The 25,441-nt window shown below is 38.9% G+C and carries 36 protein-coding genes; 15 read left to right on the top strand and 21 right to left on the bottom strand.

Features of this window, described 5'->3' with window-relative positions; translation table 11 throughout:
* Window positions 1–5: 5 nt before the first annotated feature.
* A complete protein-coding gene (locus tag MSG93_RS03645; RefSeq protein WP_324620600.1) occupies window positions 6–1,415 on the bottom strand; it encodes an iron-containing redox enzyme family protein in 1,410 nt (469 codons plus the stop codon).
* Window positions 1,416–1,645: 230 nt separating this feature from the next.
* Between MSG93_RS03645 and MSG93_RS03640 the strand changes: the two genes are divergently transcribed.
* The 4 genes from MSG93_RS03640 to MSG93_RS03625 all read left to right on the top strand — a co-directional run bounded on the left by MSG93_RS03640 (window position 1,646) and on the right by MSG93_RS03625 (window position 3,785).
* On the top strand, window positions 1,646–2,122 hold the full coding sequence (locus tag MSG93_RS03640) for a nicotinamide-nucleotide amidohydrolase family protein (RefSeq protein WP_324620599.1): 477 nt from the start codon (window positions 1,646–1,648) through the stop codon (window positions 2,120–2,122).
* A 243-nt stretch (window positions 2,123–2,365) separates the two neighbouring features.
* Window positions 2,366–2,590, top strand: a complete 225-nt coding sequence (locus MSG93_RS03635) for a hypothetical protein (protein ID WP_199972734.1) — start codon at window positions 2,366–2,368, stop codon at window positions 2,588–2,590.
* Window positions 2,591–2,684: 94 nt separating this feature from the next.
* The gene (locus MSG93_RS03630; RefSeq protein WP_032869022.1) at window positions 2,685–3,005 is read left to right on the top strand and encodes a hypothetical protein; all 321 of its coding nucleotides are present in this window, start codon (window positions 2,685–2,687) and stop codon (window positions 3,003–3,005) included.
* Window positions 3,006–3,107: 102 nt separating this feature from the next.
* Window positions 3,108–3,785: a DUF421 domain-containing protein gene (locus MSG93_RS03625; RefSeq protein ID WP_005230081.1), complete on the top strand. Its 678-nt coding sequence runs from the start codon at window positions 3,108–3,110 to the stop codon at window positions 3,783–3,785.
* A 63-nt stretch (window positions 3,786–3,848) separates the two neighbouring features.
* On the opposite strand, the gene MSG93_RS03620 is transcribed toward MSG93_RS03625, so the two are convergent.
* The 5 genes from MSG93_RS03620 to MSG93_RS03600 all read right to left on the bottom strand — a co-directional run bounded on the left by MSG93_RS03620 (window position 3,849) and on the right by MSG93_RS03600 (window position 5,606).
* Entirely contained in the window at window positions 3,849–4,076 is a 228-nt protein-coding gene (locus MSG93_RS03620; RefSeq protein ID WP_005285420.1) for a hypothetical protein, read from the bottom strand.
* Window positions 4,077–4,134: 58 nt separating this feature from the next.
* Window positions 4,135–4,563, bottom strand: a complete 429-nt coding sequence (locus MSG93_RS03615) for a hypothetical protein (protein WP_009511636.1) — start codon at window positions 4,561–4,563, stop codon at window positions 4,135–4,137.
* A gap of 273 nt (window positions 4,564–4,836) precedes the next feature.
* On the bottom strand, window positions 4,837–5,103 hold the full coding sequence (locus tag MSG93_RS03610) for a hypothetical protein (protein ID WP_324620598.1): 267 nt from the start codon (window positions 5,101–5,103) through the stop codon (window positions 4,837–4,839).
* 58 nt (window positions 5,104–5,161) lie between these two features.
* A complete protein-coding gene (locus MSG93_RS03605; protein ID WP_005285416.1) occupies window positions 5,162–5,353 on the bottom strand; it encodes a hypothetical protein in 192 nt (63 codons plus the stop codon).
* Between the two features lie 91 nt (window positions 5,354–5,444).
* A complete protein-coding gene (locus tag MSG93_RS03600; protein ID WP_005230075.1) occupies window positions 5,445–5,606 on the bottom strand; it encodes a hypothetical protein in 162 nt (53 codons plus the stop codon).
* Between the two features lie 324 nt (window positions 5,607–5,930).
* On the opposite strand from MSG93_RS03600, the gene MSG93_RS03595 reads away from it, so the two are divergent.
* Window positions 5,931–6,113 (top strand): hypothetical protein, encoded by a 183-nt coding sequence (locus MSG93_RS03595; protein ID WP_005230073.1) that lies wholly within the window; start codon window positions 5,931–5,933, stop codon window positions 6,111–6,113.
* Between the two features lie 245 nt (window positions 6,114–6,358).
* Window positions 6,359–6,826, top strand: coding sequence for a hypothetical protein (locus MSG93_RS03590; RefSeq protein WP_324620597.1), 468 nt, complete (start codon window positions 6,359–6,361; stop codon window positions 6,824–6,826).
* Window positions 6,827–6,990: 164 nt separating this feature from the next.
* Here MSG93_RS03590 and MSG93_RS03585 read toward each other — a convergent pair whose 3' ends face one another.
* From MSG93_RS03585 to MSG93_RS03575, 3 genes are all read right to left on the bottom strand, one after another.
* Window positions 6,991–7,536 (bottom strand): glycine zipper domain-containing protein, encoded by a 546-nt coding sequence (locus MSG93_RS03585; RefSeq protein WP_324620596.1) that lies wholly within the window; start codon window positions 7,534–7,536, stop codon window positions 6,991–6,993.
* Window positions 7,537–7,775: 239 nt separating this feature from the next.
* Window positions 7,776–8,255, bottom strand: a complete 480-nt coding sequence (locus tag MSG93_RS03580) for a hemerythrin domain-containing protein (protein ID WP_005285413.1) — start codon at window positions 8,253–8,255, stop codon at window positions 7,776–7,778.
* A 156-nt stretch (window positions 8,256–8,411) separates the two neighbouring features.
* Complete coding sequence (locus MSG93_RS03575) at window positions 8,412–8,864, bottom strand: hypothetical protein (protein WP_005230065.1); 453 nt, start codon at window positions 8,862–8,864, stop codon at window positions 8,412–8,414.
* Window positions 8,865–9,158: 294 nt separating this feature from the next.
* Between MSG93_RS03575 and MSG93_RS03570 the strand changes: the two genes are divergently transcribed.
* A complete protein-coding gene (locus MSG93_RS03570) occupies window positions 9,159–10,829 on the top strand; it encodes an FMN-binding glutamate synthase family protein (RefSeq protein ID WP_005230063.1) in 1,671 nt (556 codons plus the stop codon).
* A gap of 55 nt (window positions 10,830–10,884) precedes the next feature.
* On the opposite strand, the gene MSG93_RS03565 is transcribed toward MSG93_RS03570, so the two are convergent.
* The 7 genes from MSG93_RS03565 to MSG93_RS03535 form a co-directional block, all read right to left on the bottom strand.
* Entirely contained in the window at window positions 10,885–11,538 is a 654-nt protein-coding gene (locus MSG93_RS03565; protein ID WP_324620595.1) for a hypothetical protein, read from the bottom strand.
* Window positions 11,539–12,267, bottom strand: a complete 729-nt coding sequence (locus MSG93_RS03560) for a hypothetical protein (RefSeq protein ID WP_324620594.1) — start codon at window positions 12,265–12,267, stop codon at window positions 11,539–11,541.
* 59 nt (window positions 12,268–12,326) lie between these two features.
* Window positions 12,327–12,845: a DUF4124 domain-containing protein gene (locus MSG93_RS03555; RefSeq protein WP_324620593.1), complete on the bottom strand. Its 519-nt coding sequence runs from the start codon at window positions 12,843–12,845 to the stop codon at window positions 12,327–12,329.
* A gap of 81 nt (window positions 12,846–12,926) precedes the next feature.
* Entirely contained in the window at window positions 12,927–13,955 is a 1,029-nt protein-coding gene (locus tag MSG93_RS03550) for an alpha/beta hydrolase (RefSeq protein ID WP_005230055.1), read from the bottom strand.
* On the bottom strand, window positions 13,955–15,088 hold the full coding sequence (locus MSG93_RS03545; RefSeq protein ID WP_005230053.1) for a YdcF family protein: 1,134 nt from the start codon (window positions 15,086–15,088) through the stop codon (window positions 13,955–13,957). Before MSG93_RS03545 ends, MSG93_RS03550 begins: the two co-directional genes overlap by 1 nt.
* Before the next feature lie 8 nt (window positions 15,089–15,096).
* On the bottom strand, window positions 15,097–16,131 hold the full coding sequence (murB, locus tag MSG93_RS03540) for a UDP-N-acetylmuramate dehydrogenase (RefSeq protein WP_262475052.1): 1,035 nt from the start codon (window positions 16,129–16,131) through the stop codon (window positions 15,097–15,099).
* Between the two features lie 13 nt (window positions 16,132–16,144).
* Window positions 16,145–16,654, bottom strand: coding sequence for a low molecular weight protein-tyrosine-phosphatase (locus MSG93_RS03535; RefSeq protein ID WP_324620592.1), 510 nt, complete (start codon window positions 16,652–16,654; stop codon window positions 16,145–16,147).
* Between the two features lie 403 nt (window positions 16,655–17,057).
* On the opposite strand from MSG93_RS03535, the gene MSG93_RS03530 reads away from it, so the two are divergent.
* The 4 genes from MSG93_RS03530 to MSG93_RS03515 all read left to right on the top strand — a co-directional run bounded on the left by MSG93_RS03530 (window position 17,058) and on the right by MSG93_RS03515 (window position 18,998).
* A complete protein-coding gene (locus MSG93_RS03530; protein WP_324620591.1) occupies window positions 17,058–17,228 on the top strand; it encodes a hypothetical protein in 171 nt (56 codons plus the stop codon).
* A 219-nt stretch (window positions 17,229–17,447) separates the two neighbouring features.
* A complete protein-coding gene (locus tag MSG93_RS03525) occupies window positions 17,448–17,579 on the top strand; it encodes a hypothetical protein (protein WP_262475049.1) in 132 nt (43 codons plus the stop codon).
* A gap of 142 nt (window positions 17,580–17,721) precedes the next feature.
* A complete protein-coding gene (locus MSG93_RS03520; protein WP_324620590.1) occupies window positions 17,722–18,516 on the top strand; it encodes an alpha/beta hydrolase in 795 nt (264 codons plus the stop codon).
* 221 nt (window positions 18,517–18,737) lie between these two features.
* Window positions 18,738–18,998, top strand: a complete 261-nt coding sequence (locus MSG93_RS03515) for a hypothetical protein (RefSeq protein ID WP_324620589.1) — start codon at window positions 18,738–18,740, stop codon at window positions 18,996–18,998.
* Window positions 18,999–19,044: 46 nt separating this feature from the next.
* On the opposite strand, the gene MSG93_RS03510 is transcribed toward MSG93_RS03515, so the two are convergent.
* Entirely contained in the window at window positions 19,045–19,512 is a 468-nt protein-coding gene (locus MSG93_RS03510) for a BLUF domain-containing protein (protein WP_324620588.1), read from the bottom strand.
* A gap of 41 nt (window positions 19,513–19,553) precedes the next feature.
* Window positions 19,554–20,003, bottom strand: coding sequence for a BLUF domain-containing protein (locus tag MSG93_RS03505; RefSeq protein ID WP_324620587.1), 450 nt, complete (start codon window positions 20,001–20,003; stop codon window positions 19,554–19,556).
* Window positions 20,004–20,550: 547 nt separating this feature from the next.
* Here MSG93_RS03505 and MSG93_RS03500 point away from each other — a divergent pair.
* Window positions 20,551–20,886, top strand: a complete 336-nt coding sequence (locus tag MSG93_RS03500; RefSeq protein WP_032873167.1) for a hypothetical protein — start codon at window positions 20,551–20,553, stop codon at window positions 20,884–20,886.
* A 215-nt stretch (window positions 20,887–21,101) separates the two neighbouring features.
* On the opposite strand, the gene arsB is transcribed toward MSG93_RS03500, so the two are convergent.
* From arsB to MSG93_RS03485, 3 genes are read right to left on the bottom strand one after another with little or no spacing between them, the layout of a single operon-like run.
* Window positions 21,102–22,154 carry an ACR3 family arsenite efflux transporter gene (arsB, locus tag MSG93_RS03495; protein ID WP_324620586.1) on the bottom strand — a complete coding sequence of 351 codons (1,053 nt, stop codon included), beginning with the start codon at window positions 22,152–22,154 and terminating at the stop codon, window positions 21,102–21,104.
* Between the two features lie 7 nt (window positions 22,155–22,161).
* Window positions 22,162–22,635 (bottom strand): arsenate reductase ArsC, encoded by a 474-nt coding sequence (locus tag MSG93_RS03490; protein WP_324620585.1) that lies wholly within the window; start codon window positions 22,633–22,635, stop codon window positions 22,162–22,164.
* Between the two features lie 5 nt (window positions 22,636–22,640).
* Window positions 22,641–22,964: an ArsR/SmtB family transcription factor gene (locus tag MSG93_RS03485; protein WP_005230027.1), complete on the bottom strand. Its 324-nt coding sequence runs from the start codon at window positions 22,962–22,964 to the stop codon at window positions 22,641–22,643.
* Window positions 22,965–23,259: 295 nt separating this feature from the next.
* On the opposite strand from MSG93_RS03485, the gene MSG93_RS03480 reads away from it, so the two are divergent.
* The 3 genes from MSG93_RS03480 to MSG93_RS03470 all read left to right on the top strand — a co-directional run bounded on the left by MSG93_RS03480 (window position 23,260) and on the right by MSG93_RS03470 (window position 25,433).
* The gene (locus tag MSG93_RS03480) at window positions 23,260–23,517 is read left to right on the top strand and encodes a PAAR domain-containing protein (protein ID WP_032869004.1); all 258 of its coding nucleotides are present in this window, start codon (window positions 23,260–23,262) and stop codon (window positions 23,515–23,517) included.
* Between the two features lie 315 nt (window positions 23,518–23,832).
* On the top strand, window positions 23,833–24,993 hold the full coding sequence (locus tag MSG93_RS03475) for an iron-containing alcohol dehydrogenase (RefSeq protein WP_324620584.1): 1,161 nt from the start codon (window positions 23,833–23,835) through the stop codon (window positions 24,991–24,993).
* A complete protein-coding gene (locus tag MSG93_RS03470) occupies window positions 24,990–25,433 on the top strand; it encodes a thioesterase family protein (RefSeq protein WP_324620583.1) in 444 nt (147 codons plus the stop codon). Before MSG93_RS03475 ends, MSG93_RS03470 begins: the two co-directional genes overlap by 4 nt.
* Window positions 25,434–25,441: the final 8 nt, after the last annotated feature.

Here is a 25,441-nt window from a genome sequence, read left to right as displayed (position 1 = left end):
CTCACTTAACGCAGCGAAGCGGTTAAATAAGGAAATAAAAGTTCTGCATATTTCTGCGTACTCCATAAACCGATGCTTTTGTGATGGGATTCGGGGGCGAGAAAAGGCGTCAATTTACAAAGCTTGAGTGCAAAATTGTCTGTCTGGCTGACTCTGTTTTGTAAATGTTCCAGTTCGCCATCCGAGATATAACTAAATAAATAGTCATGTAAGGGTTGTTCTTTACTTAGGCTATTCTTATACGGCAATACATGGGTTGCGTATTGTTCGCCTGCAATCCAGTCGTGAATAATCTGTCTTTCGGCCGGGGTAAACACCCCATACATTTTTCCGTCTTCATGGCTGATCATGCGCCAGAACACACTTTCTTCCGGATCACAATTAAATTTAATCCACCGCTTTTCAACCAGTTGATTGATGAAGCTGCCAATTTCTTGAGGGTTGGCCAACCACTGATTAATGGATTTACACCCAATAAACTGTTTTTCGTTATGCACCAGTTGTCCGATGAGTGCCTTACGCTTCAAGATTTTATAAACAAAGTTTTCTAGATTCAGGTTTTTAATAATTTGCGGGGAGGATATACCTTGCTGATTGAGTGCATAACCACGTTTTACCTTCTGCATGAAAACATCTTTATCTTTATATTTTTTATAAACATTTTCAAAGACTTTCAGGGATTTGTGTGCATGACCATTGTCTAGATTATCAATGGTAATATGTAAATTGAAATACTTGGCTTCAATTCCTAATTCTTTAAGTTCATAGTTGGTGATGAGAAGATGTAAAGGCAACTGCTCATAGCCGAGATTAAAGCCAATGATTTCAGGAATATACTCTGGCGGAGCATAACCGAGTGCAAGTTGAACTGCAGATTGATGGTAATATTCATCATCCAGAAACAGCTCAAAATCATCCAGTCCCAATACACGCAATAAATCGTCATAAATGCAGACATGATTGGCTTTTGCCTGCCCCAAGCCAAGCTCTTCCAGATAGATCAGAATCAGATCATGAAAGACTGGATCATTCCAGTAATTGACAATACTGTATAGCCAGGAACCGTCTACCTTTTTAACTGGGGCAACTTTAAGTAGAAATTCAAACGCCTGCCCGATATTTTTAAAATATTCTCGCTCGCCTCCCGCATTACGCTGGCTCAAATATTCCTGATAGTCATGACATACTTTTCGATTTTCATTGTTATACCAAGCACGGATTTCTTCAATTTGATTGGGCAAAGAAATCTTGCTCGGTTTCATCATCTCAAATTCTTGTTTTAAAAAATTAACGGCTTTTTTCTCTTTTTCAAAGTTAGATATATCCCCATCGAGGAAGAAAGAAACTAACTCGTAATAATTTTTATGATCGTCCTGCAACAAATCAAGTAATCTTTTTTTTACGACAACAGACATTTCCATTCTCCGAATCGAAACTATAAAATCACCTTACTTTGCTCATCCTTTATTCCTACCAACATTTTGTTAAAACAGGTTAATATTGAAACACGTAAAATTTAAAAACATTTCATATCAACCATATAGAAGAAGCATGTTTTTACATTTTAATATTTTGAATTATTTATCCATAAAATAGATTTCAAAATAATTAATAATTTAATGAATGATTTTTATTCGAGAGAGCCATGTTTAAGAAATCTTGCGAATTACTCGCGCAAAAAAAACTTTCTATCTTCTTTCTGGAAAGTGCCTCTGCTGGTTATTTATCTTACCAGTTTTCTTTGAGCCCATTTTCTGGAGATATTCTGACCGGAAGTCTAGTTTGCTATGATCTCAAAGTAAAAGAAAAAGTACTTAAAATTTCTCCTGCGATGATTAAAAAATATAGCGCCGAATCAAGGGAAATTACTGAAGAAATGATTAATAAAGGCAAACATATCTTTAAATCTGATATTTATATTTCCTGTACCGGCTTGCTTAAGCCAGGAGGATCTGAAAACAAGCAAAAGCCAGTCGGAACATTCTTTTACTGCATAAACTATAAAAAGAAAAACTATAATTTCAGAAACCTATATAAAGGCAGCCCTGAAAAAAAGCTGGAAAGATTACTCAAAGATATATGCACGAATCTTGTTAAAATTATCAAGAAAAAAGATATATAAAAAAGGAGAAACCCCATTTTATGTTGCTTTATGTTACTTTGATATCAACTTATATTAATACTGTTTTCATCAAAACTTGATTAGAAGCATTAAGCTCTTAAAAAAGCATTATTTAATGAAAATTTGTATATTACATTTAAATAAAGTGAAACAGGCTTGCCCTATTCTTCCGATAAAAATATGTTTTAATTAAACCATCTGATTTACTCAGATAAAATCAATAACCAAATGAGGTGTACGATCATGAGTAATACAAATAATCAAAGCAATCAAGAGCGCAATAACCAACAGCAGCAGCAACAAAACCAGCAAAATCAGCAAAATCAGCAAAATCAGCAAAATCAGCAAAACCAAAATAATGACAACCGTCAGCAGCAACAGCAGCAAAATGACAACCGTCAGCAACAAGGATCTAATCAAAAAGATTCTAACAACCAAGGATCAAACCAAAATAATCAGCAGAAATAAGCTTTGATTATTTTAAGATCCGTAAATATTTAGGAGAATAAATTAATATTCTCCTAAATTTTATATACATTGGAAAATTTGCTGGAGAACGATAATGACAAATCAGAATATTACTAATCAAAATAATCAAGGTTCACGTGTAAGTATCGATCCAAATGATCATTGGCGTGAAAGCTATGTGACCCGTCCTTATTATCAGGAAGCTTCACTGGATACACCAGACCTCGATTACGACCGGGACTTTTCCAAAGCATATGAGTTAGGCAGCCGCGCACGATCTGAACATGATCGTAATACCCAGTTCGAAGATGTAGAAGGCAATCTTAAAGAATCTTGGGAAGAGCTGAAAGCCGAATCAAGATTAAAATGGGAACAGGCCAAACAAGCCATCAAAGATGCCTGGGATAAAATGTAGTCCCTGCTCTCCTATAAAAAAATGAGCTTATTTAAAACATAAGCTCATTTTTATTGCGTAGAATATAAGCACTTACAAATTATAAGAAAGAGTAAATCAATAATGGATCTTATCGGTGTTTTCATCCACGATACGACTTGGGAACTGGTCGTAGAAATCATCATTCGCTGTTGTGTCATGTTTCTGCTTATCCTGATCTTTTTAAAGCTGTCCGGAAAACGCGGCATCCGACAACTTTCAATCTTTGAGGTCGCTATCATTCTGAGTTTAGGCAGTGCCGCCGGCGATCCGATGTTTGTTGATGATGCACCGATTGCCCAAGCTTTCGTGGTCATGTGTACCATCATTATTTTATATCGTCTGGTGACATGGGCCATGATGAAAAGCAAGAAAGTGGAAATCCTGCTGGAAGGAAAACCACTTTGTATTGTCGAAGATGGCTTGATGGTGATACAGGATATGAGAAAAGAAAAATATTCCCATGATGAATTTTTTGCAGAAATGCGCCAGCAAAGTGTTGAACATCTCGGACAAGTCAAAGTCGCTTTGCTTGAAACTGATGGCTGTTTAAGTCTGCTGTTCTATGCCAATGACGACACAAAATGGGGATTGCCACTCTTTCCAAACCATTATAAAAAGACAGATCAATTAAATCCGGCACTTTTTTATTCGTGTATGTACTGTGGTATGACCCAACATTTAAATCATCTGCAGCAACAATGCCCACGTTGCAAAGGAAAAGATTGGGCAGAGGCTTTAAATACGCCTCACATCAACTAGCAAAGAGTCTTCACACTGGCTTGCAATGTGGCGCCTCGTTTACGTACGGCGCAGCACATTTTTTCAGCTGCCAATACGAAAAACTTTTCCAGTCCGTGGATGGGTAAAGGTTAAGTCATCATTCAGCGGGATCACTTTATCGGTAATGACCACTTTAAATAAAGGTGACCAGGAAAAATCATTTATATTTACATCTATCGGGGGCAGCTTTTCATAAATCTGCTCCACAATAATTTTATCTCCTGCTTCACTACTCGCATCAACTTCTTTTAACATATATTGTTTCGACATCTTAAAAACTCCTGTTTCAAAATAATCGTGGCAAAATACGAAAGATTATTTTATTTCATTAAATCGGTTCTTTATCTTTAAAATATGAAATAATTTCTTCACCACTATTTTTAGTTTTACTCACAATATTGCCTGAATCATCATAATAATAATTCGGCATCACTACCTTATTTTTTAGTTTTGTTTCAGTCTTCTTGGTAGAAACGATCAGTTTTTCTACAAAGCCTGATAACCATAGTATGTATTCACCTTTATTTTTACTTTTCGGCAAAATACTCACATCCAGATCAATCGATAATGCTTTGGATTTCATTAATAAGTCTTCGAAATTAATATAATTATAAAGCATTTTAAAATCTGAATCTTTGGCAGCATTTCTTAACTCAATCATTAAATTATTAAGATCTTCTACATGATCATCAGTGAACTCATATTTTGTTTGAACCTGATCATAAATTTGTTCTGCTATTTTTAAATATTGATGCATGACATTATTCCTTTATATTCTATTTAGGAATTTTGCAGTATTTACAGTAATCAATTGTTAATATTGTTTTAAGTTATGAAATAGCCTTTAAGCTTCATATACATAAACACTACATGATAAGTGAGTTAAAATGCAGTACTACAATTTAATGTGATTAAAATCACAATAAAAACTGTCTAGGCTATTATTTATTTTTTGATCCGCTATAAATAATAAAAATGACTAAAGTATGAGCTCGGTACTTTAGTCATTTTTCCCAACGGATCTTTTGACTTATGAAGCTGGGGATTGTCCTGAATTTGAAGTCGTATTACCTGTCTGCACACCTGATGTACCTTGATCGTTCATCATTGCTGGTGCTGATGAATGCTGCATATCATCATGCATTTCATTATTAGGGCTTACAGGTGCTGCCTCCTTAGAATGAGGTGTGGTGGTTTCACCTTTGGTCATTGGATCATCGGCATCCCGATTTTTATCACAGCCAGCAAAGGCAAATACACAACATAATGCTAGACTTTTCACGTATAAATTCTTCATTTTTCATTACCTCTCACTTGGTTAATTGAGTAACTCAGATGAATCTTAAAGAACTGCTCTATTCATCCATCATCCACACACACTTCTTTTTACGTTCCTGCTGCAATCGGCTTTTTCGACGCTCAGATAAATGTTTGTGATGTTTAGCTGAATCTCGCTCCCACTCATCGATATCCATCATGCTGTCCAGGACATATTCAGCGTTATAAGGGGGCTTGGAACCGATCAATTGATTATCTTTGGCACTCATCTTTTATTTCCTTATACTTATACTCGACTTTATATTTAGCAAAATTTAGGCTTAATATAAGGGAAGCTTGATCACAAGCTTCCCTTTCAGATTATTTCAGGAACTTGCTCAGCACTTTCTTGCCTTTTACGCTATCGTCCATGCTCAGATCATCATCTTTTTTCTCATCAGATAATTTATTTTTATCTTTATGAGACTTATAATAACAACCTAGAGCAACACCAGTTCCTAAAGTCAAAATCGTTTTTAACATGTGGCACCTCTTAATGTATTTAAGCAACCTCTATACTGAAGATTAATCATGTAAATTTCCCTGTTACTTTTTTTACTTTTCTTAAGAAATGCAATCTTATGTAATTATAAAAAATACGTCTAACGATTAAATATCACTTTAACTTATTGAAAAATATATCTTAAATTTAGCACCTATGTGTTTCGATATTATTCAATATATATCTCGAAACAAGTTAATAGAAAGGTATAACAACTTTCAAACCAAAACAAATGATATAAAGAAATTAATTTCGATGCATATATGCTCATACTTTCATAAGTATTTGGGAAAGGAGGAATAATAATGGCTAAAATCAAAGCTTTTGAAGCGGGTTCAATTCAAACATTAGAACACACCATCAATGACTGGCTGAGAAATGAACTTACCCAGAATAATCATCAGGTCAATATTAAGTTTATGAGTCATTCGTACGGCAGTGAAAATGACCAAAAGTTTACAGCATTAATTGTTTATGAATATTGCTAAGTAAGCATAAACGCAAGGTCTAATATTTTTAAAAATAATATTGGATCTTGTTGGGATATATTATAAAAAGCTAGATAACAGATAAAAACAGAACAGCACCTTGAGCAAACCTAAGTTATTCTTCCAATACTGCTATTTAGTTGCATAAAGCTCCTATTACTCACAAGAACAGGCACAACACTCACAATAAAAAACCTAAAACTCTTCATAATCTCTACATAGCTTGGATTTCGGGAGAGTAAGATATGCCACAATATTTACGTATAGCTGAAACAGTTTATCGACAAGTAAAGGAAAATAAAGACTTCCAGCAGGATCCATTAGAAAATTTAAATAATTTAATGATTGAGATTCGAAAAGAACTCAAAGGGTCTAAATTAAAATTACTTTATAACTTTATTGACTTTGAAGAATGTCTGAACAGGCCCAATGCTGAATGTAAGGTTAAACTGGATGTGAGCCTTATTCCGGCTATAAAAAATGAAGGTGAATTCATCTTGTGGTTAGCAGGTTTTATCCAAAGAATTACCACCGACGGAAAGAGAAAGCTCCCGCCTATTCGTAAAGAGATTCCTCCAGAATTTAAATACAGCTTGCCCAAAGCACCTCAGAAAACTGCACCTGTCCAGCCAGAATACTCTAAAAGTGGCGAGCTGATTAGTTCATATTTTAAATCAGATGAATTTATGGAAGCATTTAATAAAAGCCACTAATTCAAGAAAATAGAAGTGGGCTCTTGACCGTTCACACTTCTATGATTTGCTGACCAGTTTCAGCTACCGCCTGTACGGGCGGTTTTCTTTTTCTACGCATAGCACTTTTCATAAAAAAACCCTGTTCTTAAAGAACAGGGCTTGGAGACTTCAACTTTAAACCATTATTTGGATAGATCTGTCGTCCGGTTCCATGCATCTCGTGAAGCATGGCGTGCTTCATCCCAAGATAAGCGCGAGCCCGCTTTGCCTTCTTGATCCCAGTGTGTTCTTAACTCTGGTTCAACGTCTTCAAAGGCCACGTCTGGCTCATAGCCATAACGTTTTTCATAGCCCACACGATAAGCGCCACGATAATCACGATCATAGTCCAGATCAGGATACTTGGTTTTGGCCTCATTATAATAAGGCTGATTCAGGTAATTTTCGCGCCAGTAGGCATCTTCTACAGTCGGATCAATCGCCTCACCCACCGCATTACCGGTTAAACCACCAACAAAGGCACCTACGGCACCTCCTACCAATGTCCCCACAGGTCCACCTGCACTACCGATTGCCGCACCTGCTACCGCACCGCCTGCTGCCCCAACACCTGTTCCAACCGGATGCGAACCCGGTTCACCGGTAATTGGATCAGCATTTAATTCTTTTTTTACTTCATCAGATGAGTTCTTGATACGCTCACGATCATATTGGTCATTATTTGTCATGGTTATTCTCCTTAAAAAAATAATTTACTTGAAACCTTATGCTTAAATAGAAGTTTCAATTCATGTACGCTTTACAGTTTTAGACTAAATAACTTCTTTGTTAAAAACCGTTATAAGAATTTTTTTTAAGTTAATGACGATGATTTAAAGTAAAGTAGGAAATATATTGAAATAGATCGAGAAACTTAATGAAATAAAAACCCTCATAAAGAGGGTTTTAATACATTAACTTTTTACATTTAGGTCAGACTATCTTTGTCTTTATTTAAATATTTTATATATTCGGCCTGATATTTTTCTGCAAGCTCCAGTTTTTGATCATCTGCTAAAATTTTACCCGCTTGCTGGAAAAAACTATGTTCTTCCTCTTTAAGATGATGATGAACCACTTCAGATAATTTCTTGGCAATCGCCAGCCATCCCGGATTACTAAACTCGGTCTCTGTAAGCTGTTCGAGCAACTCATCCATTTCATGGTGCTCGGCTAAAGCATGACGGGTAATATTTAGCCCTGCATCAGACATCATTAAAGGAATATACAGATAGCGGTCTTCAGCAACCGCATGTGCAAATAGTTCATTTTTTAATAAATCAAAAAGCTCTCTTCTTTCAGGGCTATCGCCCGAAGTTTTCACTAACTTTTCAGAAAATTCTCTTTGTTTTTCGTGGCTTTCTCTTAAAGCTTCAAATATGGTTAATACTTTTTCACGTTTTGGCATTGTTGGTCTCTTTGGGCTATAGTGAAAAATTTACACTAAAAATCAGCCAGATATAAAATTCTACAAGCTTGCTTTATTTCTTATCTGGAACTGATTTTTATGTATGAAAGGAGTATTGAACGGATTCAATACTCCTTCATGATCGTAACACTCAAGTTAGTGTTGATTGAAGCCATTTAGAAAATCTCCACTCTTGAAATAGGAGATAATCTGCTCACTGTTTTTATCTGTGCTCATCACATCGATCTGCCTGAGATCACTAGTCACGGTAAATTCGGGCGGAATATTATCGACGATAGGAGGAATCCTTTTTTTCCCACCGACGGTAATTTTTTCAATAAATCCTGCCAGCCAGAGCACATATTCATCCTGATATTTATAATTTGGAATCAGACTGACATCGATATTCAGGTAACCATCTATAAGCTGGTTCTTAAAACCGGAATTAAACTCAATAAAATTGTAAATAAGCTTCATATCGGTACCCTTCAGCTCTTTACGGATTTGTTTGAGTAAATCATTGATATATTCGACTGGAGCTTGCGTAAACTTTTTTTCGTCTTTAAGGTTCTTATAAACTTTTTCAGCAATACGCAAATATTGTGGCATTTCGAGGGTCCTCCACTTTTTTGTATTCTTGCTTATTATCTAAAATTCAGTTTTTCCATTTGTAATCATTCTTACATTTATTGTGTTGTTTATTGCTGCTTTGCTACAGATTCATATTTTGTCATAAATAAGTCATCTCAGCTTTACTAAAGCTTGCGTTTTATCTTCAAATACAGAGGTATGGCACTTATTTTATAAGAGAATAATTCTCATATCTAACAATTCGTTACTTGTGGTTCAGGCAGGTTCTTGGCATCGTTTGTCAGTTGCTTTATTTTTAGGAATCTCCTGCCAATGGCTAGTCCAGCACAAGCGATAAGACATAAATTACTTAACACTTTCTTTTCAAGACATTCTGTTTGGTTTCTTTGTATTTTCATTGCTTTAAGTATTACCTGGTTCAAAACAATTTATACCCCGCATAGTATTTATTATTTCATTTCAGACACCTTGTTAAACGGACTCTGGCTGGTAAGCAGTTTACTCAGCCTGGTCGGCCTGCATGATTTATTACAAAAGAAACATGCCATTTTAAGAAACTATCCGATTCTTGGGCATTTCCGCTTTATTTTTGAAGATGTCCGCCCGGAAATCCGTCAGTACTTTATTGAGTCCGATCAGGATGCATTACCCTTTTCGCGCATGCAACGTAGTCTGGTCTATCAGCGTGCCAAGAATGAGAATGCAGATAAACCCTTTGGTTCAATCATTGATGTGTATGATCCAAATTACCGTTTTATTGTTCACTCGATTGCACCTTGTCCTCCCTCTGATCCAGCGACCTTCCGCGTACAGATTGGTAATGCACAATGTAGCCAGCCCTACAGCGCATCGATTATGAATATTTCTGCGATGAGTTTTGGCAGTTTAAGTGCCAATGCCATTCGTGCCCTCAATAAAGGTGCCGCGCTGGGTAAGTTTTATCATGACACAGGCGAAGGCAGCTTAAGTCCTTATCATTTAGAAAATGGTGGTGACATTGTCTGGCAAATTGCCAGCGGCTATTTCGGCTGCCGTACTCCACAAGGTCTGTTTTCACCGGAAAAGTTTGCTGAGCAGGCGAAAAACCCGAAGATCAAAATGATCGAGGTGAAACTGTCTCAAGGTGCAAAACCGGGTCATGGCGGTATTTTGCCAAAGCATAAGATTACTGAGGAAATTGCTGCGATCCGTGGTATTTCGCGTGAGCATGACTGTATTTCACCATCTAAACATCCAAGCTTTAACACCCCGATTGAAATGATGCATTTTATCCAGCAGCTTCGTGAACTGTCTGGTGGTAAACCGGTTGGCTTTAAGCTATGTATCGGACAGCCGTGGCAATTTATGAGCATTGTCAAAGCCATGCTGGAAACTAAAATTGTTCCTGATTTTGTGGTGGTTGATGGTTCAGAAGGCGGTACCGGTGCCGCACCAATCGAGTTCAGCGACTATATTGGTACACCATTAAGAGAAGGTTTGCGTTTTGTACATAATACCCTGGTCGGTGCCGGTTTACGTGATCAGATCAAGATCGGTGCCAGTGGTAAAATGATCAGTGCCTTTGATATTGCCAGCACTTTTGCCTTGGGCGCAGATTGGGTCAATTCTGCACGTGGCTTCATGTTTGCAGTAGGTTGTATTCAGGCACAAAGCTGTCATACCAACCAATGTCCAGTTGGCGTTGCCACCCAAGATAAAGACCGTCAAAAAGCACTGGATGTACCAAGTAAAGCCGAACGTGTTTTTAACTTTCATAAAAATACCCTGCATGCTCTTTCTGAAATGATTGCAGCTGCTGGCCTAAATCATCCTTCAGAAATCAAGGCACACCATTTAGCTCAACGTATGAATGATCGTGAAATTAAAAACTATGCACAGATCCATTTCTTCCTGAAAGAAAATGAGTTGTTGCTGGGCGATTTGAAAGATGAAGACAATTTCTACTATCGGATGTGGAAACTTGCCGACCCAAATCATTTCTAATTTATGTAAAAAAGCCACTTTAAAGTGGCTTTTTTATGGCTTGTATAAAAATCAATTACCGGCTAATCAAGCGATAAATGCCAAAGATTGCCAGCATCAGGATCAGCAGAAATTTCAGATAAGCAGTCCAGTTGTATTGTGAGCCCTTACCCTGCCAGATTTGTACTTCTACAGACTGGAACTGCAGGTTTGAGGCTTCCCTCAATTCAGCATGCACCGCATAATTGCTTCCGTTATTTGACTCACTTACTGAAAATGGATCTGAGCTCACCACCAGCAACACCGGCTCATTTGCATCGTAATGATGCGAATCATTGCTTTGAAAAACTTCAGGATGATAGCCATTTGAAGTTTCACTTTGAACACCCCCGATCCACTTCAACACGGTTTCTCCGGCTTGCAGGGTGCTACCTTTCACAACCAGCACAAAACGATAAGGATTTTGGGCTGCATCAGCCTGAAAGCTGATTCCGACATTCGGCCGTTGAAAGGTGTCTTTTGGAAGATCAACGACTGCCTTGTTTAAAGTCTGAATCTCACTCGGAGTCAATAGAATCGAGTTCACCAGCTTTTCGCCATATTCTCCAGCTTTAGGCGCATGCTTCACCTGACCACATGCTGTGATAATGACGCTGATACTCACTATTAATAAAATTCGAATCCAATTCATATGCAAATTGAGATGAGCATGTTTACCGAATCTTTGCATTTAAAATACACTCACCGCAATATGACGATCCAGCATCCAGCGAATTACCGGACCTTGTTTTTCCACAGGTAAAGACAAAATATATTCAAACGTTCGTATCACGACTTCACACTGTTTATTTTTGTCTGGCGCAGTCTCACTGGCATTGAGCAGATCGGCATCAGCCGCATAATCCTGTCTTAGCTTTTCTGCAATTTCAGTCCATTCTGGCGGTGCTTGCATACGATCGACCACTGAACGTGAACCTTGATGGGTTAAAATATAATTCAGTGCGGTAGCAGTCTGTTGCTGCGTAGCAATACTGAGTAAATTTCTTCGTTGATCTATCGTCGTTTTAGCATACAGCGGAAATGCGATAGGAAAGCAATCACCCTTGCGTTTGGCATCATAAAGTTGCTGTAAATAAGCTTGTGTCCATAACCGTTGCCCTTCATCATCTGCCTGCTTTTCAACTATTTCTCGAAGCTTCCACCACAAGGTGCTGCTAACTGTAGCTAGCATTTCTTCGGGTTGAAGGGTCGCATTGGCCGTTTGCTGAATCGTTTCGTAATCTTTAATTGCATGTTGTTTAAGCGGTTGTAATAAAACAATCTGATCCAGAAGGTTCTGACGTTGTTCAACTGGACTGTTCTGTGCAGCTTGTCCTGATGTTAACTCGTGCTGTGAACAACGATTTAACAAAAAGAAAACGGCGAAAATTGCCCCAATTAAAATCAATGCTGCTCTCATTGCGCATTTCCTTGTTATTTTAATATGTGAAAATAAATTACTTTAAGATCAAAACGTCATTAACGTTTAATTGAACAGGTGGAACTGGTCTGCGTCACCAAAGTATTGGTAGCGGCATGGCAACTGAGATAAATTCCCCCATCTTCAGTACACACGCTTGCGGCATACAGCTGAGGATTATTTTCCAGTAATTGCGCTGGTCGATCTGTATAACGGGCGAATCTCTGCAATGCCTGAATGCGTTGTTTACATTGGCTGAACTCAAGTATGGTTTTTTGAAATTCGGATCTCGACGTCACTGTTCTGGTCTTGTTGCTTGCCAGATCCTGCGTATAAGCATTTTTCTCATGCATGATGGCTTGCTGCCGTTGTTGTTGCAGCTGACGGCAATCACCGCTAAAGCCATCAGCCGCCGAACCGGTACACGCTGTTTTCTGGTTCGCCTGAATCGCACATGGCCGACTTTGATAGGCTGTACCCTGACGGGTTACACATTTATACAGCTCTTGGGCACCAGCCGGAAAGGTCGCACCGAGCAGAATCAAGACACAAAAACCCCTTAATGTACCTTTTTTCATGATTTCCCCGAATATCTAATTCATTGATATTTTTATAATATTCGAGATTCTATCACTTAAATAATGGCTAAAAAAGCGAAATCAATAATAATAATGGTTAGGCTTGGCATGCAAAAATGCCGGAATCAGCCCTGTGAGCGCGGCACGAATATCTGCCCGTTCATTGATCAGCTGATGTGAGCCTTCTTCTAACATCAGCAAGGTCTGCAGTCTAAACTTACGGCGGATGTATTCAATGTTATAACGCCAATCCACTGTTTGATCGAGCGCACCCTGCGCCAGCCACACCGGAATACGGCAAGCAGGTCGCTGCTCCATTTCCAGCATCCATTTCGACATCGCCAGAATCCAGTCCATACCCATCATACGAGGCTGCAAAGGATCGGTTAAACGGATAAAACGCAGAAATTCGGGATTGTGATTATTACGACGGAAATGTCGTGGTACCTGACTCTTGATACGGCGAATAATGCCCAGCCCGACCGAGTTATGCCACCATGCCGTTTTCGCAGGCCGGATTAACGGAGAAAGTAATAACACCCGATCAACAATCGGGTCTTCACGCCGTTCAGCAAACTCCAGTAAATGATGCATCCAGATGGCACCACCCGTACTTTGACCGATTCCCAGCCACGGCTTTGGCAATTGTCTGGCACCACGCACTGCATCATAAACCGCATGCAAGACTTGCTGATAATGATCAAAGTTTTGAATACTGGCCGGTGAACCATTGCTCAGCCCATGCCCAGGAAGATCATAGGTCAGCACGCTAAAGCCCTGATCCAGAATTTCCTTGATAATCGGCTGATAGATGCCACTATGTTCCAGATAACCATGCAGCAGGCAAACGGTGCCCTGAATCTTTTGCTGCTTCGGCTGGAACACCTGTACATGTAAACGGAACAATGGCATTTCCACGTAACCCTGCCAATGCTCACAATCCAGCACGTTTAAACCATAGAGTTTACGATAGGCTTGTAAGGGTTTAGATGGTTCGGCAATAACGGATAAATCCAAGGGTTCCAGCACCTGCGGCGTGGTTTCCCGATTTGGTACAGGTAAATCCAGTTGTTTTAGAATTGTCGGATTTAAAAATGGAATATTGGACATTAGGGTATCTCTCGACAATCACTTGAACCAATCAACATATCACGAATTGTGGCCAGCATTTCATAGTTCGCACGGCGACTATGGTCATAGTTTTGTTCGCTCGGACGCCAGTCGGTCAAGGTGGTTGGCATAGGTGCAATCACAGGAACTGTCTCAATACCGCTTAAGGCAAATAAACGGCGGGTACGCGGCATGTGATATTCATCGGTAATCAGAATCACCGTTGGCGCTCCGCCTTTCTTTTGCAGCAATAACGAGCTGAATCTGGTGTTTTCACAGGTATTCATACTTCTATTTTCAAGTAGCTTGGCTTCTATACCTCGCTCTTTGAGCCATGCCTGCATATAGGGTGCTTCAACGCCGCTCAAGACAATTGGTAGAGCATATTGCTTTTCGACTTCAAGGGTTTTCTCCAGACGCAAACGGGTGTAATTATTGACCACAATATCTTTACCGTTCGCGCCGAGTGTTAAACCACCACCCAGCACCACAATGGCATTGGGCTGAGACATATTTTGTGGTTCAGGTACACCATCTTTATTCTTTTTCAGCTCAACCAGATCTTTATTGGTTTCATCCTTATCCTCTTCATTCACGGGTAACTCAATAGGATAGGTCTCAAGAAAAGCCATATACTTACCCATCAGCGCCTGATTGTCCGGGGTATTCCACTGTAAAAAGTCTAATGGTGTAGTGATGGTCACCGCTGAACTGGCCTGATCCTGATCAGCTCGCTCCCCCATCAATGGAATAGCTGGCTGCTTCTTTTCTTCAGCACTTTCTTTTTCCTGCTCTTCAGCAATCAGCTGTTGAAGCAATTTATAACGGGCCTGAATTAATCTTAAATCTTCAGATTGTTCAGACTGAAAAGACTTTTCCATCAGCTTGAGGTAGGCTTGGCGCGCAATCCACAGATTCGAACCCGGTTCCAAAGTCTCATGCTCACTCAAAGCGGCCGGCTTTTGGCTTTGTGCAGCGACTTCATTCACGTCGACAGGCACAAAGCGGTTCAGCCCTTTCACCACCAGTTGTGAATAAAAAGGCGAATATAAAAAAAGTACAAAACAGCCCAATAGCACGAAGAGTATGGTAATTACCCGTACTAAACTGACCATCCAATGCACTTTAGCCATAAATCTCCTCATCCACGATGGGCTTGAATCAAACCACATTCACTATATAACACAGGTTCAGGCTCTAGCTGAATACTAAACTTTTGTTTTACATCACTTTGTACAGCCTGATAGGTTTTTTGTACGTCAGTGAGTGCGGCGTCGGCATAGTTGACCAGGACCAAGGCCTGTTTATGAAACATGCCAACTGGCCCTAATTGCTTACCTTTCCAGCCTGTTTGGTCAATCAACCAGCCTGCTGCCACTTTAACATTGCTGTTCGGCTGTGGATAATGCGGTATGTTTGGAAATTGTTGAGTAATTTTGTCAAATTCGGTTTGCGACAAGATCGGGTTTTTGAAAAAACTGCCCACATTTGGAAATTCTTTAGGATCGGGTAATTTGCTTTGACGAATCAGGATGACCTGATTTTGCAAATTTTCTGCACTGAGTTGATCACCTACTGCCTGTTTTAAATCCCCATAATTCAATCTGAGATCTGCTTTTTTCAGTAATTTAAAAGTAACACTCACAATGATGTAACGGTTAGGATCATCTTTGAAAATGCTATGACGATAGGCAAACTGGCATGCCTGAGCCGGAATCGAATCAAACTGCTTCAGTTGACGATCGTAAACCTGAACAGAGTCAATAAACTCTCCTGCTTCAACTCCATAAGCACCAATATTCTGGACTGGCGAGGCACCGACCAGACCCGGGATCAAAGCCAGATTTTGTAAACCGAACCACTGCTGCTCGGTACTATATAAAACAAAGTCGTGCCAGACCTGACCTGCGCCCACTTTAACACTAACCGTATCGGCATCCTGAGCAACAACTTCAATGCCCTGAATATTCAAATGAACCACCAGGGCCTGTATATGCTGTGGCAGTAATACATTACTCCCGCCAGACAGTACCAGCACATTGAGCCCGTGCTGCTCAGCAAAATCCAGCGCTGCAATGATGTCATCTGCCTGATTGATCTGGACATAATGTGAAGCAATAGCATTAAGATTTAATGTATTTAAACGCTTAAGCGAAACCTGCTGTTGTACTTGCATGTTAAATTAAATCCTATAACCCTGCTTTTAATTGCTTTTTAAAAATATCAACCCATGCTTGGCTGCTCGATTCACACTGATCCAGCACCCGATCAAAACCGTCTGCACCGCCATAATAAGGATCTGGAACTGCCTGCTGGCCAAATTGAGGATCATGTTCACTCATCAAGGCAATTTTTGCCCGAATCTGCGCTGCACCAAATTGCTGGGTTGCTTTTTGCATGAGTGCCTGAATATCATCAAAGTTCTCATGATCCATTGCCAGAATCAGATCAAACTCCACAAAATCATTCAACTGGATTTGTCTTGCGCGCAATGCTGACAGATCATAACCACGTTGCATTGCATGTTGCTGACTGCGTGCATCAGGTGCCTTGTTGGGATGATAATTACTGGTGCCTGCCGAATCGATCACCACGTCCAAGCCATGGGCATGACAATAATGTCTGAGAATTGCCTCTGCAGTGGGAGATCGGCAAATATTACCTAAACAGACACATAACACCTTATATTGTGCTGTCATTAGTTATACATTCCAACATACTGTTCTATAAGGAGATTAAAATATTGCATGTAAAATTCCTGCAAAATAAAGGCAAACCTGTTCAATGTGATTCTGCATGAGTTGACCACGTTGATCTCAGGCTATTCTGTCAAAAATTGCGTTGATTTGAAAGGAAATAGTGTTGATCTCTTTTGAATATTCTGTATGAATATGTTCTTTTTCGGAATGAGTAATACACAATCGCAATCAACCAGTCTGCATAAGCCATTCTTAATCACCAGACAGATCAACCAATTTTATTTCTAAAGATCGGGTATGCTCATCTGAAAGCTTAAGAAATCACTTTTATACTCAGAAAATATCTCTTGTAGGTCTTTGAGTTCTTATTTTGATCAGAAAAAACTAAAAGGATATAGCAGAGATGCCAGCATTTTTAATTATTATTGGATTTATTCTGGCTTTGTCCGGAATGATCTTTGGACCGCATCTATTTGCTAAGCACATAACAAATATCCAGGAAGCCAAAGCTATGAGCTTTTTATGTATGCTGCCCGGCGTATTGAGCTTGGCAATTGGTTTCTATCTGAGATAAGTACTAAAAACGTCCTGCTCTTGCATTTATAAGATTAAAGTTAAAGTAAAGCCCTGACCAAATCATTAAATATACATACAGGTCTGTATACAAACCCAATCATCAATTACCATAAAATGTAACAATACAATTTCATTTTAATTGCAATATATATCACATGATTTATACATTTTTATAAATCTGATTATTACTTTAAAAATCTAAACTTGAGGGTTTCCCATGAAAAAGATACTGCTTACATTCACTACATTACTGGCAATTTCTACTGGTGCAATGGCAACTGATCTCAGTCCGAAGCATGATACGATTCGCGGCGGTGGTTGTGGCTTTAGCTGTGGTGGTGGCCACTAACATCTAAAATTAATATACAACCTCAGCACAGCCAGTAAAGGCCCTCATTAGAGGGCTTTTACCACTCGTCAAAATCAAAAAAGACAATCAAAGCATAAGTTTCATTTATTTATATATGATCTAGCCACCAAGAGAATTAAACATGCCAAAGCTGATACACAATGGCCAATCGTTATACTATACAGATTCAGGTCGCGGTCCGATCACCCTGATATTTTCCCACGGTTTATTGATGGACAATGAAATGTTCAATCAGCAGATTGAATTCTTTAAAGATAAATATCGTTGTATAGCCTGGGATGAAAGAGCGCATGGTCAAACAGCCAGTGATTCAATTGAAGCATTCAATTACTATGATTCGGCAGATGATCTGGTTGCTATTCTGGATAAATTAAATATACAGAAAGCCATTCTTGTTGGCATGAGTCAGGGTGGCTATCTATCACTACGCTGTGCTTTAAAGCATCGTGATCGGGTAAGTGCTCTGGTGTTGATAGATACACAGGCCCAGTTAGAAGACCCTGAAAAATTAATGAATTACAAACCTTTGTTTGAGCAGTGGATCGATCATGGCCTGACGCAAGATATCGCTGACTTTATCGCCCGTGTCATACTCGGAGCAGATGCACCTGAAAGATTTGTATGGCAGGAAAAGTGGAAAAGCTGGCAACCGCATAATTTAGCCGCTGCCTTGAATGCGCTGCTAGATCGCGAAGATATTTCAGAAGATATAGCAAAGCTTAAGCTGCCCGCGATTGTTATTCATGGAGAAAACGATATCGCAATTGGGCTAAACCGCGCTAAAGATATGGCTTTACGCTTAAATTCAGAACTGGCCGTGATTCCGGAAGCTGGGCATGCAGCGAATCTGACCCATGCCGAACAGGTCAATCAGGTCATAGATAATTTCCTTAACACCCTCACTCAGGATTCATGATCAGTAGAGTTAACAAACAGAATCTAGAGTTAAAACATCAAATGACTGACTACACACTAGCAATGATGAATCTTGATCTGATCTATTAAAGTATGTGCAGCATAAAATAGTGTGTAGCATTAACTCTTATTAGATTAACTTTACATTCTGAAATGTGAGCAGCCATTTGAATTGTATAAAATACAAACTAAGCAGCTCAGCTATTGTTAAAGGTATTATTTTTGAAAATTAAAGCCATTGTTCTTCAGGACGAAGAATTAAAATTACATAAACTCCGGAAAGTTCAAGATTCAGTTTATGATGCTGCCAAAAAGAGCAAAGTCTCAACCTGGCTATGGATTTATGCTGAAACGGCAGAATTTTTCAATTTCCATATCTGGGAAGAGCTGGACAATGCTTATCTCAATAAAGTCATTCATTATAAAAACAAGTTTTACAAAGTGATTGAAATCGACCCGACAGATAAGGTCCGTTATTCTTGAACCCTCCATCTGATCGGAAACTTCCCGGCTTTTAATAAAAATCACTTCAAAGATAAGGATGAATACCGCGCTGGTTTAGTCCTACTCTTTTACGAATATAACTTTGATTTTCATGCAGAAGAGCTTCTAGCATGCCCTGCACATTTTGCTCATTCAGCACTGAAGGCATGAATTCTTCGCAGCCTAAACCATGAAAGAAAATATCGACCTTTGAGCTTTTTTGAACATACTTCATCGACCAGTTCTTAAAGCTGTACTTCCCAATTTTTTTGATTTCAAATTCAACAATATCCTGATGTCTTGGATCTCTTTTGATGCTTTCAAACAGAGGTAAAACAATAAAGTCTTCCCCTTCCAGACATTGGAAAAATGCATTATTTGCATAATACAGTACCCCAAACACCAGATTTTTTGCATTAAAGTCTCTGGCCCTGGTCAGGATATTACTGAGATCATCAATCAAATCGTCAGCCAGGCCTTGTCGTGAACTTGCATAGTACAATTGAATTTTCATATTTTTTTCTTACCTATTGCATGCTATGAATCAATTGACTTTTAATCATTTAGCTCAAAGGCATAGGGTTCGGTTGCATATTCGGCAGCTAGAAGCGTTATGAATGAAGATATTGAGTCTGTGGTCAGTAAAAATGGATTAAAATCGTCTCTATGATGTTCCAGGAAAAAATCACTCAATCTTTTATTGATGGGTGCAAATTTCATATTCCAGTGCTTAAATAGTCCGAAATCGCATTTTTGATAAAACAAAATTTCGCAATTTTTATGGCGATTATCTTTTAAAATTTTCTGATAAAAAAGTTCATCTACTTTACTTTTACGTCCCTCTAAGCATTGAACAAAATACCCATGACCATAGTAAAGAACACCCGTAATATCATTACGAGAATTAAAATCAACTGCTGTATCAAGAATTGTTAATAAATCCTGTTTCAGGTCAGGATAGATATTTGTCGCCTTACTTGCATATAAAACTCTAACGAATTCCATCTGGGACGTGCTCACATCTAAAAAATTAAAGGGAGATAGACAAATAATTCACTTAAATGAGGGAGTTATAGTGTTTAATGTCCACGTATACAAAGCTTAATCACCACCATACAGGCTTTTGTTTTTTAATGCTATTTTTATTTTTTCCAGCTTTCTGTATGACATATACCAGCCTTCTGTTAAAAAATATTAATCGATTTTTTTTAGAAATTTATCAGTTAAAAATAAAAAATTGATTTCACTATGAATTAATGAATATTTGCTGAAACATTATGGTTATTTTTTAATCAAATGTACGATATTTCTCATAAACATGTCCGCCAAAGCTTATACCGATCCATTTTCCAATCCCTATAATTTTCTCATACACCAGCATTTCGATAATCCATTATTTTTATTGAGTTTAAAATAATAGCCATGATCATTTTAAACGATAAAAACCCATATAAAGGCTTACTTTAAATAATGGTGTAGACCCACTCCCTACCTTTGAGATGAGGCCCTTAAAGGTAGGGATTTTCTTATGCTCAGCAATAGAGGCAAAACGATGAATATCATCAAGAATTTTTTTATTTTTGCTGTTTCGGTAATCGTTATTTCTGTATTGATCATCTTGTTTGATAAAATCGGAATGAATAAAAGCTTCAATCTGTTATTTTCATCCGCTCTATATTCAGTTTCTATTACCCTATATTTTAAGCATATTGCCATCAGTTTATTATGTGTGTTTGCATATTACTCGCTATTATTCCTACTGACTGATTCATTAGAAGTTTTTTGGATGCTTTTAACTTCACTCTTGACATGCATTTTAATTGAATTTGTAATGCCAAAACTCAAGAAAGATGTCCTCATATCGTTTTATAAGACCAATAGCTTATAAATTTTATCCACTTGTCAATCACGATCCCGTCTACCCTAAGATTAGCTAAAGATAGATAAAGACCCGCTACTTCGCAGCCAATAGAAGTGATGGATGCATACAGATAAATTAAATAAAAATCCATGTAGATGGGGCGAATTGTTGAACATCAATAATTAAAATCAAAACGCTCTTATAAGATTGAAAAGAGCGTTTAAATAATTAATTTGAAGTTATCAATTTATGATTTCATCCCCGTTAAAATATTTTTTTCTTAACCAGAGCGATACGCTAACCAATGCAATCAGCACAGGTACTTCCACTAAAGGGCCAATCACCGTGGTGAATGCCACAGGCGAAGCTAAGCCAAAGGTTGCAATTGCGACAGCCAAAGCCAACTCAAAATTATTCCCTGCAGCCGTAAAAGAAATTGCTGTGGTTTTAGCATAGTCATTCCCCATCCATCTGCTCATAAAAAAGCTGATAAAGAACATCATCACAAAATAGATTGTGAGCGGGATGGCAATATGAATTACATCTAAAGGCAGACTCACAACTTCCCCACCTTTCAAGCTAAACATCGCCACAATCGTAAACAATAAAGCCAACAAACTCAGGGGACTGATTTTAGGCAAAAAGACATTTTGGTACCAATCTAAACCCTTAGCTCGAACCATAGTCAATCGCGTAATAAAGCCAAGGAAAAATGGAATTCCTAAATACACGAATACCGTATGGGTGACTGTCCAGAAATCAACATTGATCACTTGTCCTGCCACACCAAAATAAGGTGATAACAACGTCAAGAACAACCAAGCATATGTACTAAAGAATAAAATCTGGAAGATACTATTAAAAGCCACCAAGGCAGCGACGTATTGATGATCACCACAGGCCAAACCGTTCCATACCAGAACCATGGCGATACAGCGTGCCAATCCAATAAGAATTAAGCCGGTCATATATTCAGGATAACTATGCAAAAAAAGGACAGCCAATAAAAACATTAAAACAGGTGCAATCACCCAGTTTTGCACCAAGGAGAGTGTCAATGTTTTCTTATCTTTAAAGACCTGTGGTAGAGCCGCATAGTCCACTTTGGCCAAAGGTGGATACATCATCAGAATTAACCCTATTGCAATCGGGATATTGACTGAATCCACACTCATTTGATCCAAAGTAACGGAAGCTTGTGGGAACAACCCACCTATCGCAATCCCTAAGGCCATGGCAATGAAAATCCATAGCGTAAGGTTACGATCTAAAAATGATAATCTGGGTTGAGCCATGAGATTCTCATTCAATATCAGAAATTCGATTGAATGCAGCAATGAATTCAGGACGTGTCATGCTCACTGTATCCAGTTTAAATAAAGCATCTAAACGACGATTTATATGATCCACAGTCATTTGGAATGCTTTTAGCTTTTGTTCTTTCGGTAAATCCAAATGTGAAGGATCAACCAAGCCCCAATGAGCTTTGATTGCCCCACCCAAATAAAGCGGACAAGCTTCCTGTGCTGCTGCGTCGCAAACTGTGATGACCACATCAGCTTGATATTGCTCACAGTCATCTACGGTTTTACTCCACAATCCCTGTGTTGAAAGTCCCATATTCTCAAGCGTTTCGATGGTTAAAGGATGAACTTGTCCGGATGGTTTACTGCCCGCACTAAATGCCTTCCAACCATCAGCTGCGTGGTGGTTAAATAAAACTTCTGAAAGGATACTTCTGCAACTGTTACCGGTACATAGAAATAAAAAATTCATTATGTTTACTCACATTGAATTAAAAGAGGCGAATTAACGTTTGTATTCATCATTTTCTCACCCTCCTGATTCGCAATAATGCTTAGAACAGACATTGCCCATTCAGGCAGATCCGGATTTAAGCTGTAATACACCCACTGCCCTTTTCTTTCGTCTAGCAATATGGAAAGGTTTCTTAATAGGGCTAAGTGTCGAGAAATTTTCGGTTGACTCAATTCAAGTTGTTCTGTGAGTTCACAGACACAAATACTATTTTTAGCGACAACTAACCTCAAAATATCCAAGCGGGTTTGATCTGAAAGACATTTAAAAAAATCAGTTTGATTCATTTTCAAGCTCAACACATACTTTCATATAAATATACGCATACCCATATATACAAACAAGTCATTTAAGTTAAAATATTTTGCTTTCATAAAATGCCCACTGCCTAACATTAATTTTTAAATTTATCTTCTTTTAAAAAGTTAAATGATTAAATCTCAGCTATTTACCCGATTACCGTCCATCAACCTCAAACCTACTGGCATCAGAATGTTCTAGACTGGCTGGTCAATAGACAGAACTGTCTATATTTATTTGATAATATGCCGTGGAAAATTGCTACTGTGAGTAAAGTTTATTATGCCAACGCGATATATCGTTGTAGGGTGTCCTACAACTGGTGGCGGTAAAGTCATCACAGGCAATCAAAACTTTTCAATCAACGGCCAAGCGATTGCCTGTATTGGCGATGAGGCAACCTGCCCCAAACACAGTTGTGTATCTATTATTATTACAGGTGACGCTACAACTCAGCTTGGTGGTCGATCGGTTGCTCGTATTCATGACTCACTCTCTTGCGGTTGTAAGTTGCTTCAGCTTGAAAATGCCTCATCTTGATGTAAAGGCGCTGAGACCTCTCTCAATGTCGCAACCAAGCAAGATCCTGAACAAGATGCGCTTATCGCTCTCATTTATCGAATAGACTACTCTTTATTCGAACCAGCCAGTTTCTCAGTCACAAAAATCTTAAAAATAAATATTTTTCAATTATTTAAAACTCTAAATTTATAGAATACATTCCTTATCCGGGAAGACAGGTAGCGTTTAAAATTACACTGTTGAAACGCATCTTATGTTAATTTATTGGAGCAATGACCTAAAGTCACATTATAAAAAATGATGTATGTATGATGAAAAAATAAGGATGTATGTATGAACCCGTTTCAATTTCAAACCGTTCCCAACATCATTGCGGGGCTAGGTTCGATACAAGAACTTAAAAATATTTTAACCCAACACAACTATCATAATGCCCTGATTGTGACCGATGCCGGCATGATTCAGCATCAGTTGCATCAACCTATTCTTGAGATTTTAAAAGAAATTGATCTGGCACATCTCATCTATTCAGATATTCAGGCCGATCCTCCTGAACATATTGTTCTGGAAGCCGTGGATTTTGCCAAACAGGAAAAGATCGATGTGATCATAGGTTTTGGCGGTGGCAGTTCCATGGATGTGGCCAAGATTATCGCTTTGCTTGCACATCCAGCGCAGCAACAGCAGCTCAGTGAAATCTATGGCGTGAACCAGGCAAAAGCGCCGCGCTTACCTCTTATCTTGATTCCAACCACGGCAGGTACCGGTTCAGAAGTGACTCCCATCTCGATTGTCACCACAGGAGCCACCACCAAAATGGGCGTGGTTTCTCCGATTCTCTATGCCGATGTTGCCATTTTAGATGCTACTTTCACACAAGGACTCCCTGCCCATATCACGGCGGCAACGGGTATCGATGCCATGGTGCATGCGATTGAAGCGTATACCTCGAATATTAAGAAAAACTTTTATGCAGATATGCTGGCGAAGAATGCACTCAAATTACTGAATCAGAATCTGGCAAAAGTTCTCAAGAATGGTGCCGATCTGGAAGCACGCCAGAATATGCTGCTAGGTTCAATGCTGGCAGGTCAGGCTTTTGCCAATGCACCCGTTGGCGCAGTGCATGCGCTTGCTTATCCATTAGGTGGACATTTTCATCTTTCGCATGGGCATACCAATGCGTTGGTACTGGTAGAAGTGTTAAAATTCAATGCGCCCAAAGCCAAACAACATTATGCCGAGCTCATGCAACTGTTAGATCCACGCAGTACGGGATGTACCGATGGCTTATGTGACCTGTTTATTGATCATATGCAAAACCATCTGGATCAAAGTGGCCTGACTCTGAAATTAAAAGATCTGGATGTTCCAGAGGCCAAACTGGCCCAATTGGCGAAAGATGCCATGCTACAAACCCGCCTCTTGCAAAACAATCCAAGAGAAATGACCGAACAAGACGCTTTACAGATTTATCAGGCGATCTACGCATGAGCAAACCCGTTTTAAAAACACGAAAACAATTTAAATTCTTTTTTCCGATCCAGACCCGTTGGTCTGATAATGATATCTATGGTCACGTCAATAATGTCACTTACTATAGTTATTTCGATACCGCTGCCAATTCATTGCTGATTCAAAAAACCGGATTTGATATTCACAACAGTGAAATTATTGGTCTGGTGGTAGATTCGGCTTGTAGCTTTTTACAGGAACTCTCATTTCCGGAAATGATTGAAGTCGGGGTAGCAATCGGGAAAATCGGCAATTCATCACTTCGCTATGAGCTGGCGATTTTTAAACAAGGTCAGCCGCAAGCTTCAGCTCAAGGGCATTTTGTGCATGTTTTCGTTGATCGTGAAAATCGAAAAAGTACCGCCCTTCCAGAGAAAATGCGGGAAGTTCTCGAGCAATATTTGCTGCCTAGTGAATAAAGTTAATA

The sequence above is a fragment of the Acinetobacter sp. IK40 genome, assembly GCF_035615075.1.
Taxonomy (GTDB): domain Bacteria; phylum Pseudomonadota; class Gammaproteobacteria; order Pseudomonadales; family Moraxellaceae; genus Acinetobacter; species Acinetobacter courvalinii.
This window is presented reverse-complemented; position numbering and strand designations above follow the sequence as displayed.

Excerpts from the sequence above, each read along its gene's own strand:
- MSG93_RS03585 (WP_324620596.1), bottom strand. The coding sequence starts at position 7,536 with ATGACAAATAATGACCAATATGATCGTGAGCGTATCAAGAACTCATCT.
- MSG93_RS03590 (WP_324620597.1), top strand. The coding sequence starts at position 6,359 with ATGCCACAATATTTACGTATAGCTGAAACAGTTTATCGACAAGTAAAG.
- MSG93_RS03490 (WP_324620585.1), bottom strand. The coding sequence starts at position 22,635 with ATGAATTTTTTATTTCTATGTACCGGTAACAGTTGCAGAAGTATCCTT.
- MSG93_RS03505 (WP_324620587.1), bottom strand. The coding sequence starts at position 20,003 with ATGGAATTCGTTAGAGTTTTATATGCAAGTAAGGCGACAAATATCTAT.
- MSG93_RS03530 (WP_324620591.1), top strand. The coding sequence starts at position 17,058 with ATGCCAGCATTTTTAATTATTATTGGATTTATTCTGGCTTTGTCCGGA.
- murB (WP_262475052.1), bottom strand. The coding sequence starts at position 16,131 with ATGCAAGTACAACAGCAGGTTTCGCTTAAGCGTTTAAATACATTAAAT.
- MSG93_RS03610 (WP_324620598.1), bottom strand. The coding sequence starts at position 5,103 with ATGAAGAATTTATACGTGAAAAGTCTAGCATTATGTTGTGTATTTGCC.
- arsB (WP_324620586.1), bottom strand. The coding sequence starts at position 22,154 with ATGGCTCAACCCAGATTATCATTTTTAGATCGTAACCTTACGCTATGG.
- MSG93_RS03510 (WP_324620588.1), bottom strand. The coding sequence starts at position 19,512 with ATGAAAATTCAATTGTACTATGCAAGTTCACGACAAGGCCTGGCTGAC.
- MSG93_RS03615 (WP_009511636.1), bottom strand. The coding sequence starts at position 4,563 with ATGCATCAATATTTAAAAATAGCAGAACAAATTTATGATCAGGTTCAA.
- MSG93_RS03535 (WP_324620592.1), bottom strand. The coding sequence starts at position 16,654 with ATGACAGCACAATATAAGGTGTTATGTGTCTGTTTAGGTAATATTTGC.
- MSG93_RS03630 (WP_032869022.1), top strand. The coding sequence starts at position 2,685 with ATGACAAATCAGAATATTACTAATCAAAATAATCAAGGTTCACGTGTA.
- MSG93_RS03525 (WP_262475049.1), top strand. The coding sequence starts at position 17,448 with ATGAAAAAGATACTGCTTACATTCACTACATTACTGGCAATTTCTACT.
- MSG93_RS03555 (WP_324620593.1), bottom strand. The coding sequence starts at position 12,845 with ATGAAAAAAGGTACATTAAGGGGTTTTTGTGTCTTGATTCTGCTCGGT.
- MSG93_RS03545 (WP_005230053.1), bottom strand. The coding sequence starts at position 15,088 with ATGGCTAAAGTGCATTGGATGGTCAGTTTAGTACGGGTAATTACCATA.
- MSG93_RS03520 (WP_324620590.1), top strand. The coding sequence starts at position 17,722 with ATGCCAAAGCTGATACACAATGGCCAATCGTTATACTATACAGATTCA.
- MSG93_RS03575 (WP_005230065.1), bottom strand. The coding sequence starts at position 8,864 with ATGCCACAATATTTGCGTATTGCTGAAAAAGTTTATAAGAACCTTAAA.
- MSG93_RS03550 (WP_005230055.1), bottom strand. The coding sequence starts at position 13,955 with ATGTCCAATATTCCATTTTTAAATCCGACAATTCTAAAACAACTGGAT.
- MSG93_RS03645 (WP_324620600.1), bottom strand. The coding sequence starts at position 1,415 with ATGTCTGTTGTCGTAAAAAAAAGATTACTTGATTTGTTGCAGGACGAT.
- MSG93_RS03605 (WP_005285416.1), bottom strand. The coding sequence starts at position 5,353 with ATGAGTGCCAAAGATAATCAATTGATCGGTTCCAAGCCCCCTTATAAC.
- MSG93_RS03595 (WP_005230073.1), top strand. The coding sequence starts at position 5,931 with ATGGCTAAAATCAAAGCTTTTGAAGCGGGTTCAATTCAAACATTAGAA.
- MSG93_RS03635 (WP_199972734.1), top strand. The coding sequence starts at position 2,366 with ATGAGTAATACAAATAATCAAAGCAATCAAGAGCGCAATAACCAACAG.
- MSG93_RS03470 (WP_324620583.1), top strand. The coding sequence starts at position 24,990 with ATGAGCAAACCCGTTTTAAAAACACGAAAACAATTTAAATTCTTTTTT.
- MSG93_RS03600 (WP_005230075.1), bottom strand. The coding sequence starts at position 5,606 with ATGTTAAAAACGATTTTGACTTTAGGAACTGGTGTTGCTCTAGGTTGT.
- MSG93_RS03480 (WP_032869004.1), top strand. The coding sequence starts at position 23,260 with ATGCCAACGCGATATATCGTTGTAGGGTGTCCTACAACTGGTGGCGGT.
- MSG93_RS03485 (WP_005230027.1), bottom strand. The coding sequence starts at position 22,964 with ATGAATCAAACTGATTTTTTTAAATGTCTTTCAGATCAAACCCGCTTG.
- MSG93_RS03475 (WP_324620584.1), top strand. The coding sequence starts at position 23,833 with ATGAACCCGTTTCAATTTCAAACCGTTCCCAACATCATTGCGGGGCTA.
- MSG93_RS03620 (WP_005285420.1), bottom strand. The coding sequence starts at position 4,076 with ATGTCGAAACAATATATGTTAAAAGAAGTTGATGCGAGTAGTGAAGCA.
- MSG93_RS03580 (WP_005285413.1), bottom strand. The coding sequence starts at position 8,255 with ATGCCAAAACGTGAAAAAGTATTAACCATATTTGAAGCTTTAAGAGAA.
- MSG93_RS03570 (WP_005230063.1), top strand. The coding sequence starts at position 9,159 with ATGGCTAGTCCAGCACAAGCGATAAGACATAAATTACTTAACACTTTC.
- MSG93_RS03565 (WP_324620595.1), bottom strand. The coding sequence starts at position 11,538 with ATGCAAAGATTCGGTAAACATGCTCATCTCAATTTGCATATGAATTGG.
- MSG93_RS03500 (WP_032873167.1), top strand. The coding sequence starts at position 20,551 with ATGAATATCATCAAGAATTTTTTTATTTTTGCTGTTTCGGTAATCGTT.
- MSG93_RS03560 (WP_324620594.1), bottom strand. The coding sequence starts at position 12,267 with ATGAGAGCAGCATTGATTTTAATTGGGGCAATTTTCGCCGTTTTCTTT.
- MSG93_RS03625 (WP_005230081.1), top strand. The coding sequence starts at position 3,108 with ATGGATCTTATCGGTGTTTTCATCCACGATACGACTTGGGAACTGGTC.
- MSG93_RS03640 (WP_324620599.1), top strand. The coding sequence starts at position 1,646 with ATGTTTAAGAAATCTTGCGAATTACTCGCGCAAAAAAAACTTTCTATC.